Raw genomic sequence first — 14,052 nt, 5'->3', positions numbered from 1 at the left:
CTGATTCGTTAATTATTCCGTGATGCGCTTGTAGACTACTGGCGTCACTTCCGGCGCTTTGTCGCTCAGCACCATCGCACTGCGTACCGCTTCGGCCGCCTGCTGCCAAGTCTCTTCGTCGTTGGCATGGATCACCGCCAGCGGCTGCTGGGTATCCACTTTGTCGCCCAGGCGCGCCATATCAGTCAGGCCCACGCTGTAGTCGATGCTGTCGGTTGCACGGCGACGACCGCCGCCCAGGGACACCACCGCCATGCCCAGTGCACGGGTATCCATTGCACTGATGATACCTTTTTTCTCAGCGTAAACCGGCTTGCTGAGGGTTGCGGCAGGCAGATAGCTGTCGTAGCGCTCGACGAAATCGGTCGGGCCCTGCTGTGCGGCGACCATACGGCCAAACACTTCTGCCGCTTTACCATTGTCCAGCACTGCCTGCAGTTTGGCACGCGCATCGGCATCATCTTTCGCCAGGCCACCGGAAAGCAGCATTTCCACGCACAGCGCCATCGTCACTTCCAGCAGGCGTGGGTTGCGGTATTCGCCGGTCAGGAAGCGCACGGCTTCGCGAACTTCCACGGCGTTACCGGCGCTGGAGGCCAGCACCTGGTTCATGTCGGTCAGCAGCGCGGTGGTTTTGCACCCGGCGCCGTTGGCCACGCCAACAATCGCCTGCGCCAAATCGGCCGACAGTGCGTAGGTTGGCATAAAGGCACCGGAACCGACTTTGACGTCCATCACCAACGCATCCAGGCCTTCCGCCAGCTTCTTCGCCAGAATAGAGGCGGTGATCAGCGGAATGGAATCTACGGTAGCAGTGATATCACGGGTCGCGTAGAAGCGTTTGTCCGCCGGTGCCAGCGAGCTGGTTTGGCCGATAATCGCCACGCCCACGTCCTGAATAATTTTGCGGAAGGCATTGTCGTCCGGGAAGATATTAAAGCCCGGGATCGCTTCCAGCTTGTCCAGCGTACCGCCGGTATGGCCCAAACCACGGCCGGAGATCATCGGCACATAGCCGCCGCAAGCCGCCACCATCGGGCCCAGCATCAGCGAAGTGACATCGCCCACGCCGCCGGTGGAGTGCTTGTCGACCAGTGGCCCGTTCAGTGACAGGCTTTTCCAGTCCAGCACGGTACCGGAATCACGCATTGCCATGGTCAGCGCCACGCGCTCCGGCATGGTCATATCGTGGAAATAAATGGTCATCGCCAGCGCGGCAATTTGACCTTCTGAAACGACGTTGTCACGGATACCATTGATGAAAAAGCGAATTTCTGCTTCGCTCAACGGCTGACCGTCACGTTTCTTACGGATAATTTCTTGGGCCAGGAACAAAGCGTCCCCCTGTTTTAGCTAGAGTAGAGTGCAGGCTGGCGATTATCTCGCCTTGCCGACGTAATCGTTCAGTAACCGCTGCCGGACTGCCCGGCACTGTGGCCCAGCGTCGTCAGCAGGCTGGCTAACAGACTGGAAGCCCCGAAGCGGAAATGACGCGCATCGGCCCAACCTTCGCCCAGAATACGATCGGCAAGTTGCAGATAATGCAGCGCGTCTTCCGCTGTGCGTACGCCACCGGCCGGCTTGAAGCCCACCGTTTTGGCAACGCCAAGATCGCGGATCACCGACATCATCAGCTCCGCGCTTTCGAGCGTTGCGTTGACCGGCACTTTACCGGTAGAGGTTTTGATAAAGTCAGCGCCGGCGTTGATGGCGATTTCCGATGCTTTACGGATCAGGCTGGCCTGCTTGAGCTCACCGGTTTCAATGATCACTTTCAACAGCACGTTGGCGGCCTGGCAAGCCTGCTTGCACTGTTTGACCAGTTCAAAACCCACCTGCTCATTACCGGCGATCAGCGCGCGGTAAGGGAACACCACGTCCACCTCATCGGCGCCATAGGCGATAGCCGCGCGTGTTTCCGCCAGCGCGATTTCAATATCGTCGTTGCCATGCGGGAAATTGGTGACGGTCGCAATGCGGATGTCCGGCGTCCCCTGCTCACGCAGAGCCTTGCGCGCCACCGGGATAAAACGCGGGTAAATACAGATGGCCGCCGTATGGCCGGCCGGGCTATTGGCCTGACGACACAGCGCGATCACTTTTTCATCGGTGTCATCGTCGTTCAGCGTGGTCAAATCCATTAAGGTCAGCGCACGTTGCGCTGCTGCGGTTAATTCGGTCATAAAACTCTCCAACTGAGTACCTGGGTGTTGGCGAGCGGACTTGGTTCCTTGAAGATAGCGCTGGGGAACGGGTTCCCACCGCGGCAACTGAGATCCTTCTCACCGCACATAACCCTTCGCATCGCGCAGGGTCAGTAATAGCTATTTGAACACGATCGCCGGGGGCAATTCGCGCTCAGGGTCACACTATATGAAATAACACTGTAACAGGCCGGAATTATATGTGAAGAACATCACAAAATAACGCGATATCGTTCACAAATTCGCTAAAGAAACGGACGCGGGCACGGCACGCTGTGTCCGTCTTAGAGTATAGGCGGTGTCCTGCAATAGGGCTCGCGGCGCTATCACAGGACAGGACCGGGGTTACAGCGCCAGGAAGAACCCGGCGATGGTCGCACTCATCAGGTTGGAGAGCGTACCCGCAGCCACGGCTTTCAGGCCGAAGCGCGCGATGTCATGACGACGGTTCGGCGCCATGCTGCCCAGACCGCCGAGCAGGATCGCCACCGACGACAGGTTGGCAAAGCCGCACAGCGCAAAGGAGATGATCGCCTTGGTGTGCGCCGACAGCACCTGCAGCCCTTCTGCCGCCACCACGTCGTCCGGACGCAGGTAAGCACCGAAGTTCATGTAGGCGACGAATTCGTTAACGATAATCTTCTGGCCAATAAACGAGCCGGCCGCCATCGCTTCATGCCAAGGCACGCCGATCAGGAAGGCGATCGGTGAGAATACCCAGCCAAGTATCAGTTCCAGCGACAGCTGCGGATAATCGAACCAGCCGCCGATACCGCCAAGAATGCCGTTCAGCAAAGCGATCAACGCGATAAACGCCAACAGCATCGCGCCGACGTTCAGCGCCAGCTGCATGCCGGAAGCCGCACCTGAAGCTGCCGCATCGATCACGTTGGCCGGGCGTTCATCTTCTGCGATCAATTTCATCGCGTCGTCTTTATCGTGGGTTTTTTCGGTTTCCGGCACCATCAGCTTGGCGAACAGCAAGCCACCCGGAGCAGCCATAAATGAAGCGGCGATCAGATATTCCAGCGGCACCCCCATCTGGGCATAACCTGCCAATACGGAACCGGCTACCGAGGCCAGGCCACCGCACATCACGGTAAACAGCTCAGACTGGGTCATGGTAGCGATATACGGGCGCACCACCAGCGGGGCCTCGGTTTGGCCGACGAAAATATTAGCGGTCGCCGACAGTGATTCGGTCCGTGAGGTACCCAGCAGCTTTTGCAAGCCACCGCCCAACACGCGGATCACCAATTGCATGATACCGAGGTAATACAGTACCGCAATCAGCGAGGAGAAGAACACGATCACCGGCAGTACGCGCAGCGCGAACACAAAACCGCCGCCGCCGAAGACTTCAAACATCTTGTCGGAAACCAGGCCACCGAAGATGAAGGAGATCCCCTGGTTGCCGTAGGCGATCACGTTAGCCACGCCCGCCGACATGCCGCCGAGAATCGCGCGACCAACTGGAACGTACAGCACCAGCGCGCCGATGGCGACCTGAAGAACAAATGCCCAAATAACGGTGCGCAGGTTAATCGCGCGGCGGTTGCTGGAGAGCAGCACCGCAATGGCGATCAGCACCGCCATGCCGACCAGGCTCATGATGAGTTGCATGCAAAGTATCCCTGTTGCGAAAAAGAAATGCATCCCTGTCAGAGAGGAACACGGGGCTGCTTTAGAGTAATTTCGGAGAGCGATTATACGGAGCGAGGTACCCCTCGTACCGATTTATGTCACAAATGCATACAACAGGAAGCAAATGAAAATCTTATAACGTGAGCATCATCACAGTTATGGCGGGTTAGACACCTAAAGGGTAAACAGGGCGTGAGTGTTGTGTTGCAACTGGGCGGCAATATCCTCGGCTGACTCGGGGCGCAAGCGGCACAGTTCCTGGAAAACTTCGGCGGCACGTTCAGGGCGGTTGGGCTGCCCCTGGTAACCAGCCAGCGGCATGTCCGGCGCATCGGTTTCCAACAGCAAGGAGGTCAACGGCAATTGAGCCATCACGCTACGGGTTTTCTGCGCCCGCTCATAGCTGATGGTGCCCCCCACGCCAATGTAATAGCCCAGGCGGATAAACGCCTGCGCCTGCGACAGGCTGCCGGCAAAACCGTGTACGACGCCGCGGCGTGGCACTTCGCTACGACGCAGCATCGCCGCCAGCTGATCGTGGCTGCGGCGGGAATGCAGGATCACCGGCAGGTCGTGTTCTTTAGCCAGTTTCAACTGGGTCTTCAATACCCGCTGTTGCCGTTCGAACTGCGGGTTCTCCATATACAGATCCAGACCAATCTCCCCCACCGCCACCAGCTTCTGAGGTCGGCTGGCCAGAAAACCCGCCAACTGTTCAAGCTCCGCTTCCTGATGCTGGGCAATATACAGCGGGTGCAGCCCGAGGGCTGCGAACAACGGCGGATAGTCGCGCGCCAGTTTTACCACCCGCGCAAAGCGGTCGGCAGTCACCGTCGGCACGATAATTCGCCGTACGCCCGCCTGCTCGGCCAACGCCAGGCTTTCAAGCTCCTGTCCGCTGAACGGCGGGAAATCGAAGTGGCAGTGGGTATCGGTGAAATCTGGGGTCACAGCAACCCCCCTTCACCCGGGGGTACGTCACCCGGCAGAATAATTTCTCTCGCGGCCAGATTGGGCTCCGGCTGCGTGGAAAGTTCGCGCGGGTGTGCCACGTCGGTGATGATCGGCGAAGGCATAACGACATTCTCAGGCTGGATCAAACGGCGCGACAGCGCCTTCTTCACCTTCATACCGTCCAGTTTGTCCTGCTCGACCAGCCAGTGCCCGACGGTCGCCAGGAAATAGCGTCCGCAGCGACGCCCCAGATGATAATCCTGATTGAGCGAGGTCAGCCGGCTGCCCAAGGCATTGCTGGCCAGCGGCTTCGGCGGGAAAATTTCAAAGATGCGCAGCTTGCCGGGCGGCTTCTCAATGAATTGCTGAATGCGGTGATAGCTTTGTTCGTGGTGTTGAAGGATGCGCACCATCTGCTGCAGGCTGCTTTCGCTCAGCCAGTGCTCCATGCGCTTCATCCACTGCGGGGTGTAATACATCTGCGAAGGCACGGTACGGATCACCACGATAGTGTCCGCGCCGCGTCGGTAGGCCTCTTCGACTGGGATCGCATCGCTGATGCCACCGTCCTGATAGCTGACGCCGTCCAAATCCACGCCCATACGGTAAAAACCCGGAATGGCGCTGGATGCCTTGATCGCCGGCAACCAGCTGGCACGCTGCGCCGGCAGGTAAGTGGGTTCAAAGTCATCGCTGCGGCAGGCGCACATCAGGAATTCACGGCCATCGATCAGGTGTTTTTCCGCCACGTCCATTGCCAGCGGCAGCTGTTGCGACGTGGTGTCGATCAGCCAGTCGAGATCGATCAAATGCCCGCCACGCACAAAGCGCAGCGGGTTAAAGAATTCAGCGGAGGTGGTGTAACGGGTGATCACCCGTCGCGCATAGCCCATCTGGCCACAAATAAAGGCCGAGAGATTTTGCGCGCCGGCAGAAGTGCCGATCATCAGATCAAAAGGATTAAAGCGGGCACGCTGAAACTCGTCCAGCACGCCGGCGGTAAAAATGCCGCGCTGCCCGCCCCCTTCACATACCAGCGCCATTTTGCCGGGCCGGTAAGGTTTATACGCCAGCGGTTCTATATTGCCGAGCGTGATGGGTATTCTGTATCCCAACCCTGCATCCTCAGTGAGACGTTTTACCCGAGGATACCTCGTCTTGCTCTCTTCCGTAATCCTCTTGCAGTATGCCAGAGAGGCAGTCATTGCTTCCCATCAGCCAGATGCAGTCATTGTCGGACCACTCCGCCAATGCCTGACACACCCGGCCCTTCAACTGTTTCCAGCGTCCGAGGATGATGTCGCTATTCATGACTGACCTCCCTGGGGTGAGAAAAGGAATTAAGCTTTGTTACACTTTGAGAGAAAAGCTAAGGACGTCGGCGGCCGGTAAACAGGCTGACCAGGAACAGAATGATCCCCACGACGAAGACGATTTTTGCAGCCCATGCGGCGGTACCCGCCAGAGAGCCGAAACCTAACGCAGCAGCAATCAGTGCGATGACTAAAAAGATAATGCCCCAACGAAACATAAGCTTCTCCTTACCATAGTGAAAAAACACATCGCAACCTGTGCCCTTTTCAGGCTCATCCAGGTTGCCGGTCAGTTTCTTTTTTTGATGGTGCTTCCTGGGTTAACCTTTCAGCCAACCCAGGATTTGGTGCTTATTGTTGCTCGTACTAAAACTTACGGCTTAACTACCAGGTCGTTTTTAACGCTTTTCACGCCGTCGATCGCTTTGGCGATGCTTTCTGCACGCTCAGACTGGGCCTGAGTTTTCACTTCACCGGAAAGCTGCACCACACCGTCGGTGGTTTCCACTTTCACGTTGCGTGAAGGCACGATGTCATCGGCCAGCAGTTTGGCTTTCAGTTCACTGGTGGTCGCGGTGTCACCGGCATAAGCCTTCACGGACTGTTTGCTTTCGTCTTTCACGTGCAGCTTGTCGCTGACGGATTTGACGCCTTCCACTTTACCGGCCACTTCAACCGCATGCTCGGCCTGCGCCTGGCTGCCGACAAAACCGCTCAGGGTGACGGTACCTTTTTCCGTTTTCACCGAGATATCGCTGCTGGTAATGGTTTTGTCATCCACCAGCGCACTTTTAACTTTAGCCGTTGTTGCGCTGTCATCCATGTAGCCGTCAACTTTTTTCATGGAGCTATCGATTTTGGCACCCGCGCTATCAGCGGCACTCGACGCTTTGTTGAGCAGCGTATCTTCAGCCAGCGCGCTGCCACTAACCAGAACGGAACCCAAAACAACAGCCATCAGTGATTGTGCAAATTTAGTATTTTTCATCGATCTCTTCCTTTGGTTATGGATCCAAAATGATTGCGGACCCTTCAGTCGCCATAACGCGACTCACTCAGTGAATACTTCACGATTTCTATACGTTCAAACATTCACGCTAAGACGATTGTTGCCACACCAGGAATATTGCAACGGCTGTGCCAACTTTAAAAAATCATTAAAAATCAATAACAAAATAAAAGTTGATTAATAATCGAACTAAAAACTGTCGCCTATTGACGACAACACCCGTCCGTTAAATCAAGGTTATAGCTATGTTATTGATATTAATAACATCACACTGTCTCTTATTGGCAACACTACCGAATAACTCGCTATTATCGTGGCAAAAAATAGTGAATTACGCTTACTGGCTAAATGATGCCCTATTAAATATAGACCATATGACAGAAAAAACAGGAAAGACCGGGTAAATGCTGGCGGATGCGGGGGAGACGAAACTGGTGAAGGAGATTTATTAATTAGCAGAATGGGGAGACGCAATATAACACAGGGCGCCCTAAGGCGCCCTGCTGATCTGTTAGTGCTCGCGCGTTTTGCGGAACACCACTTCCGGATAGCGTTCCTGCGTCAGATTCAGGTTAACCATGGTAGGCGCGATGTAAGACAGGTTGTCGCCGCCGTCCAACGCCAGGTTAAGCTCGTTCTTACGCTTGAACTCCTCGAATTTCTTCACGTCGCTGCATTCCACCCAGCGCGCCGTAGAGACGTTGACCGACTCGTACAAGGCTTCGACGTTGTATTCGCTTTTCAGACGCGCAACTACCACGTCAAACTGCAGCACACCCACCGCGCCCACGATCAAGTCGTTGTTGGCGATTGGACGGAAGACCTGTACCGCCCCTTCTTCAGACAGCTGAACCAGACCCTTCAGCAGCTGTTTTTGCTTCAACGGATCGCGCAGACGAATACGGCGGAACAGCTCCGGTGCGAAGTTCGGGATACCGGTGAACTTCATGTCTTCACCCTGGGTGAAGGTATCGCCGATCTGAATGGTGCCGTGGTTATGCAGGCCAATGATATCGCCCGGATAGGCTTCTTCCACGTGCGAACGGTCGCCCGCCATAAAGGTCAGCGCGTCGGAGATCACCACATCTTTACCGGTACGTACCTGGCGCAGCTTCATGCCTTTTTCGTAACGGCCAGACACCACGCGCATAAAGGCCACGCGGTCGCGGTGTTTTGGATCCATATTGGCCTGGATCTTGAACACGAAACCGGTGAATTTCTCTTCCGCAGCCACCACTTTACGGGTGTTGCTATCGCGCGGCATCGGCGCCGGCGCCCAGGCGACCAGACCGTCGAGCATGTGATCCACACCGAAGTTGCCCAGCGCGGTACCGAAGAAGACCGGGGTCAAATCGCCGCTCAGGAAGGCTTCATGATCGAACTCGTGCGAAGCGCCTTGCACCAGCTCCAGCTCTTCACGCAGCTGCGCGGCCAGATCTTCACCCACCGCGGCGTCCAGCTCTGGGTTATCCAGGCCTTTGACAATGCGTACTTCCTGAATGGTGTGGCCTTTACCGGTCTGGTAGAGGTAGGTTTCATCCTTGTACAGATGATAAACCCCTTTAAACAGCTTGCCGCAGCCGATAGGCCAGGTGATAGGCGAGCAGGCAATTTTCAGCTCACGCTCGACTTCGTCCATCACTTCCATCGGATCGCGGATATCGCGGTCCAATTTGTTCATAAAGGTCAGGATCGGCGTATCGCGCAGACGGGTTACTTCCATCAGCTTACGGGTACGATCTTCAACCCCTTTCGCGGCGTCGATCACCATCAGGCAGCAGTCGACGGCGGTCAGGGTACGATAAGTATCTTCGGAGAAGTCTTCGTGCCCTGGGGTATCCAGCAGGTTAACCAGGCATTCGCGATACGGGAACTGCATCACCGAGGTGGTGATCGAGATACCACGTTGCTTTTCCATTTCCATCCAGTCGGATTTGGCGTGCTGGTTTGAGCCACGGCCTTTTACCGTACCGGCGGTTTGGATCGCCTGTCCGAACAGCAACACCTTTTCGGTAATGGTAGTTTTACCGGCATCGGGGTGCGAGATGATGGCGAAAGTTCTTCTTTTCGAGACTTCGCGGGCAAATTCACTAGGAGACATGTTTTTCAGATTCTACAGTTAGTCCGCCCTGCGAAAGCATCAGAACGCGCCGCGCACGGCGCCAGGCAAAGCGGTAAATAAAAGATAATAGCCGGGCATTTTCGCTGATTTGTCAACCGGTGACAATCAATGCTTTTCCCGGCGGGAAGAAGTTAAAACCAAGACACCGGCTAAGCCAGCGGCAGCGCCATGACGATGGCGTCTTCACGCCCATTGGCGCTCGGATAGTAATTACGGCGGACGGTCACTTCGTTAAAGCCGAGATCTTCATACAACGCAATCGCCGCATGGTTGGAGGCGCGCACTTCCAGCCACAAAGTGACCACACCGCGGGTTTCCAACTGTGCAATCAAGGCTTCCAGCAACTGGCGGCCGAAGCCGCGACGCTGCCAGTCGGGGTGAATGGCGATGTTGAACAGGGTGGCCTCATCCAGCACGATCTGGGTAATGGCAAAGCCCGCCATCTGCCCGTCGGCGTCCAGTTTCAGGTTAAGATAACGATCGCCCTGATTGCTGGAAAAGGTGGCTTGCGTCCAGGGAAAGGCGTGACTGGCTTGCTCAATCTTGAAGGCCGTGGCCAGATCGGCCGCGGTCAGGGTAGAAATACTGTTCATGATGACAAATCTGCTGCCAGAGTGCGCGTTTGGCACCCGCATCGAGAGAAAGCTCGGCCAGCGCCGGGCTGTGTAGCTGTGCGCCGGCCACCGCGAGCGGCTCCGCAACGCCCAACCGCCAACTGTTGCATTCGGTATCTTCAGGCAGCATCGCCACCTGATCCGGCGTCAGGCCGTAGGTTTGCGCCGGGGTCAACCCCAGGCTGCGCAACACGTCGCAAAACAGCGGATCGTTATGCTCAGGCAGTGCCTGCGCTACGATCAGCAAACGCACTTCGGGCGGCAGGCTGACCGCTACTTCGCCCTGCAACACGCCCGGGCGGCGCAATGTCCACTGCGTAATACCCAGTTGTTGTAACAGCCAGTCGCGTTTTGATGCCATGCCGATTCCTGTCAGGATCTACCCGTTGTGGTGCGCCATGCCTGCCATGCGCCGCGCTATGCTAACAAACCCGCGCGGACTGCGCCAACATCCCCTTCATCTTTCAGGCTGCAGCGGCGTTGGCTTCCCTCGCTCATCCCAGTCACTGAGTTATCTCAGCTCCCGGGAACTCCCTCGATCCCCGCCTTGCTTGAGCCAGAAAGCTATTGGGCATAAACCCGTCGAACATATCGCCACAAAGCTCTATAATCCCCGGTCTAATTTCTAGGAGCCAAAACCTGATGTCTGCATTAACCCCCGCCAGTGAAGTCATGCTGCGCCACAGTGATGAGTTTATCGAACGCCGCGTTCTGTTTGCCGGTGACCTGCAGGACGCCCTGCCGGCCCAATTCGAGGCCGCGGATGTGCGTGTCCATACCCAGCAGTACCATCACTGGCAGTTACTGAACCGGGCGATGGGCGAAAACGTGCAGTTCGGGCTGACCGTGGACGCTGCGTTTGTCGCCGAGTGCGATACGTTGATCTACTATTGGCCGAAGAGCAAACAGGAAGCGCAATTCCAACTGTGCAACATTCTGGCGCTGATGCCGGTCGGCGCAGAAGTGTTCGTGGTCGGTGAAAACCGCAGCGGCGTGCGCAGTGCCGACCAGATGGTGGAAGACTATGCCACACTGGTGAAAATCGACAGCGCCCGCCGCTGTGGCCTGTATCACGGCCGTCTGGATACGCAGACCGAATTCAACCTGGAAGACTGGTGGGAAAGCTATCAGCTGCACGATCTGGAAGTGAAAACCCTGCCGGGCGTGTTCAGCCGCGACGGGCTGGACGTTGGCAGCTCACTGCTGCTGTCAACCCTGGAAAAACACATGAAAGGCAAGGTGCTGGACGTAGGCTGCGGTGCCGGCGTGATGGCTTCCGTGCTGTCCAAACTGTCGCCGAAGATGAAGCTGACCCTCAGCGACGTTAACGCCGCCGCCGTGGAGTCCAGCCGGGCTACGCTTGCCGCCAACGGCATTGAAGGCGAAGTGATCGTCAGTAACGTCTATTCCGACATTACCGGCCGTTTCGACCTGATCATTTCCAACCCGCCGTTCCATGATGGCCTGCAAACCAGCCTGACCGCAGCAGAAACTCTGATCCGCGGGGCGTTGAAGCACCTGCCGATCGGCGGCCGTCTGCGCATCGTGGCCAACGCCTTCCTGCCGTATCCGGACATCCTGGACGCTACCTTCGGCAGCCATGAAGTGCTGGCACAAAACGGCCGCTTCAAGGTGTACCAGGCGACCGTAGCCCGTGCGCCGCGCGATACCAAGAAAAAGAAGTAACGGCGACCCGCTAACGCGTCTCCGTATCAGGGCGCAGCGTTTAGACGCTGCACCCTTTTTATTAGCCGTTGATATAGGTCATCGACTCCGCACCGTAGCGTGCCCCTGCCGCGGCCTGCAGGGGGAACACCGCCTCAATGGCCGCCAATTCGGCGGCGCTGAGCGTCAATTCGGCCGCTGCGATATTCTCTTCCAGATAGCGACGGCGTTTGGTACCAGGGATCGGGACAATGTGCTCACCCTGCGCCAACACCCAGGCTAACGCCAACTGCGACGGCGCAACGCCTTTCTGCTTAGCCAGCTCGGTCACTTTTTCCACAAGCGCCAGATTGCGTGCAAAGTTTTCCCCCTGAAAACGCGGGTTGCTGCGACGGAAATCGTCAGCGTCCAGATCTTCTGGCCGTTGGATCGCTCCGGTCAGAAAACCGCGCCCCAGCGGGCTATAGGGAACAAACCCAATGCCCAGGCGTTCACAGGCCGCCAATACGCCCTGCTCGGCATCGCGTGTCCACAATGAATACTCAGTTTGCAGCGCCGTAATCGGGTGGACTTTATGCGCTCGCTCCAGCGTGGCGACCGAAGCTTCGCTTAGCCCGATATAACGGATTTTTCCTTCGCTAATTAGGTCCGCCATTGTACCTACCACCTCTTCAATCGGCACCTCAGGATCGACGCGGTGCTGGTAATAAAGATCAATCACCTCAACCCCGAGACGCTTCAGGCTGCCCTCCACCGATTGGCGGATGTACTCCGGTCGGCTGCTGACGCCCCGCGCTGCAGGGTTGGCCGGATCGCGCACAATGCCAAACTTGGTGGCCAGAAAGACCTGCTGCCGCTTGCCCTTGATCGCTTTGCCAATCAGCTGTTCATTGGTATGCGGGCCGTACACGTCGGCGGTATCCAGCAGAGTGACGCCCAACTCCAGCGCACGGTGCAGCGTGGCGATAGCTTCTTGTTCATCGTGAGCGGTCGAATAAAAATCACTCATCCCCATGCAGCCCAACCCTAGAGCGGAAACCAGCGGGCCAGTGGGACCTAATTTGCGTTGTTGCATTGTGTTGCCCTCTTGCGGTTTTTATCAGCGAAGATGCTGATGCAACAGAGTCTGGTTGTTTCGCTTAAAAAGATAAATAATGCAGATTACTCATCACTGTTCATAAATCACTAACAATACGGAGCGGGCAAGATGGATCAGATCCAGGTCATGCGCATTTTTACCCGTATCGTCGAACTGGGCAGTTTCAGTCGGGCGGCGGAACGCCTGCAGTTACCCCGCGCCACGGTCAGCAATGCCGTTAAGCGGCTGGAGCAGCGCCTCGGTGTGCGCCTGCTGCTGCGCACCACCCGTCAGGTACAGGTGACCAGCGAAGGCACCCTCTATTACTAGCGTTGCGTACAGTTGCTGGGCGCACTGGAAGAGGCGGACACCTTGTTCAGCCATCAAAAACTGCAGCCCTCCGGCAAAGTGCGTATCGATATGCCCCATTCGCTGGCGCGCGAAATCGTTATTCCGGCATTGTATGACTTTTACCGGCGCTACCCGGATCTGACCCTGGCATTGGGTGCCAACGACACCCACGTGGATTTACTGCGTGATGGAGTAGATTGCGTGCTGCGTGCCTGGGAAACCGAAGATGACAGCCTGGTGGCACGCCGCATTGCCATGTTGCCACAGCTGACCTGCGCCTCGCCTGCTTACCTGGCGGCGTTCGGCGTGCCGCAGTCGATTGACCAGCTACAGCAGCACCAGGCGGTAGGTTATTTTTCCCTCACCAGCAACCGGGATTATCCGCTGGAGTTTTGCCGCAACGGCAAAGTGGAATTGCGCGAATTGCCCGCCAAACTGAGCGTCAGCGGGGCTGATGCCTACACCAGCGGCTGCCGCGCCGGCATGGGGCTGATACAGGCAGCGCATTATTCGCTGGCACCCTGGCTGCAGAAAGGAGAATTGGTCGAAGTGTTGGCAGAAACCCCGCCACCGCCGATGCCCATTTACGTCATGTATCCCCCCGGCCGTTTCCTTGCGCCACGGGTCAGGGTGTTGATTGACTGGCTGATTTGGCTGTTTGAACGCTATCAGTCACCCAAAACGGACATTTTTCCAGCAAACGCCCGCAAACAGGGGAAATAACTATTGACGTACCCGCCAAAATCTCTAGAATTCGCCTCCGTGGTAACGTTACTCCGGTAATGTATCTGGTATGCGAAGGTGGCGGAATTGGTAGACGCGCTAGCTTCAGGTGTTAGTGTCCTTACGGACGTGAGGGTTCAAGTCCCTCTCTTCGCACCAAATAACCACATGATTTATATTGCACAGCATCAATGCGAAGGTGGCGGAATTGGTAGACGCGCTAGCTTCAGGTGTTAGTGTTCTTACGGACGTGAGGGTTCAAGTCCCTCTCTTCGCACCAAGCTGGTGATATAAATCGAAAGCAAAATAAAGATTATCGGCTGTGCGAAGGTGGCGGAATTGGTAGACGCGCTAGCTTCAGGTGTTAGTGTTCTT

The 14,052-nt window shown here is 56.6% G+C and carries 13 protein-coding genes, 2 tRNA genes and 1 pseudogene; 4 read left to right on the top strand and 12 right to left on the bottom strand.

Going from position 1 to position 14,052, the window contains the following annotated elements:
- Positions 1–12: 12 nt before the first annotated feature.
- From deoA to NR114_RS18750, 11 genes are all read right to left on the bottom strand, one after another.
- Positions 13–1,335, bottom strand: a complete 1,323-nt coding sequence (deoA, locus tag NR114_RS18800; protein WP_116691316.1) for a thymidine phosphorylase — start codon at positions 1,333–1,335, stop codon at positions 13–15.
- 68 nt (positions 1,336–1,403) lie between these two features.
- Positions 1,404–2,183 carry a deoxyribose-phosphate aldolase gene (gene deoC / locus NR114_RS18795; RefSeq protein WP_020825115.1) on the bottom strand — a complete coding sequence of 260 codons (780 nt, stop codon included), beginning with the start codon at positions 2,181–2,183 and terminating at the stop codon, positions 1,404–1,406.
- A gap of 366 nt (positions 2,184–2,549) precedes the next feature.
- On the bottom strand, positions 2,550–3,827 hold the full coding sequence (locus NR114_RS18790; protein WP_020825114.1) for a NupC/NupG family nucleoside CNT transporter: 1,278 nt from the start codon (positions 3,825–3,827) through the stop codon (positions 2,550–2,552).
- A 195-nt stretch (positions 3,828–4,022) separates the two neighbouring features.
- Complete coding sequence (locus tag NR114_RS18785) at positions 4,023–4,799, bottom strand: TatD family hydrolase (protein ID WP_129941564.1); 777 nt, start codon at positions 4,797–4,799, stop codon at positions 4,023–4,025.
- On the bottom strand, positions 4,796–5,917 hold the full coding sequence (locus NR114_RS18780) for a patatin family protein (protein WP_041414172.1): 1,122 nt from the start codon (positions 5,915–5,917) through the stop codon (positions 4,796–4,798). Before NR114_RS18780 ends, NR114_RS18785 begins: the two co-directional genes overlap by 4 nt.
- Positions 5,918–5,927: 10 nt before the next feature.
- Positions 5,928–6,113 carry a hypothetical protein gene (locus NR114_RS18775; RefSeq protein WP_020825111.1) on the bottom strand — a complete coding sequence of 62 codons (186 nt, stop codon included), beginning with the start codon at positions 6,111–6,113 and terminating at the stop codon, positions 5,928–5,930.
- A gap of 58 nt (positions 6,114–6,171) precedes the next feature.
- Complete coding sequence (locus NR114_RS18770; protein WP_004857650.1) at positions 6,172–6,333, bottom strand: DUF1328 domain-containing protein; 162 nt, start codon at positions 6,331–6,333, stop codon at positions 6,172–6,174.
- A gap of 155 nt (positions 6,334–6,488) precedes the next feature.
- Positions 6,489–7,103 carry a molecular chaperone OsmY gene (gene osmY / locus NR114_RS18765; RefSeq protein ID WP_020825110.1) on the bottom strand — a complete coding sequence of 205 codons (615 nt, stop codon included), beginning with the start codon at positions 7,101–7,103 and terminating at the stop codon, positions 6,489–6,491.
- 532 nt (positions 7,104–7,635) lie between these two features.
- Positions 7,636–9,225, bottom strand: coding sequence for a peptide chain release factor 3 (prfC, locus tag NR114_RS18760; protein WP_020825109.1), 1,590 nt, complete (start codon positions 9,223–9,225; stop codon positions 7,636–7,638).
- 170 nt (positions 9,226–9,395) lie between these two features.
- Entirely contained in the window at positions 9,396–9,839 is a 444-nt protein-coding gene (gene rimI, locus NR114_RS18755) for a ribosomal protein S18-alanine N-acetyltransferase (RefSeq protein WP_234528920.1), read from the bottom strand.
- Complete coding sequence (locus tag NR114_RS18750; protein WP_020825107.1) at positions 9,784–10,221, bottom strand: DNA polymerase III subunit psi; 438 nt, start codon at positions 10,219–10,221, stop codon at positions 9,784–9,786. The genes rimI and NR114_RS18750 overlap by 56 nt, the downstream gene beginning before the upstream one ends.
- A gap of 281 nt (positions 10,222–10,502) precedes the next feature.
- Between NR114_RS18750 and rsmC the strand changes: the two genes are divergently transcribed.
- Positions 10,503–11,546: a 16S rRNA (guanine(1207)-N(2))-methyltransferase RsmC gene (rsmC, locus tag NR114_RS18745; RefSeq protein WP_020825106.1), complete on the top strand. Its 1,044-nt coding sequence runs from the start codon at positions 10,503–10,505 to the stop codon at positions 11,544–11,546.
- Between the two features lie 61 nt (positions 11,547–11,607).
- On the opposite strand, the gene NR114_RS18740 is transcribed toward rsmC, so the two are convergent.
- Entirely contained in the window at positions 11,608–12,600 is a 993-nt protein-coding gene (locus NR114_RS18740; protein WP_234528921.1) for an aldo/keto reductase, read from the bottom strand.
- A gap of 132 nt (positions 12,601–12,732) precedes the next feature.
- Between NR114_RS18740 and NR114_RS18735 the strand changes: the two are divergent.
- From NR114_RS18735 to NR114_RS18725, 3 genes and pseudogenes are all read left to right on the top strand, one after another.
- Positions 12,733–13,677 (top strand): annotated as a pseudogene (locus tag NR114_RS18735) (LysR family transcriptional regulator).
- A gap of 72 nt (positions 13,678–13,749) precedes the next feature.
- Positions 13,750–13,836 (top strand) — tRNA-Leu (locus tag NR114_RS18730).
- 34 nt (positions 13,837–13,870) lie between these two features.
- Positions 13,871–13,957 (top strand) — tRNA-Leu (locus NR114_RS18725).
- Positions 13,958–14,052 lie beyond the last annotated feature (95 nt).

Source organism: Serratia sp. Ser99 (assembly GCF_024519545.1).
Lineage (GTDB): Bacteria > Pseudomonadota > Gammaproteobacteria > Enterobacterales > Enterobacteriaceae > Serratia > Serratia liquefaciens.
This window is presented reverse-complemented; position numbering and strand designations above follow the sequence as displayed.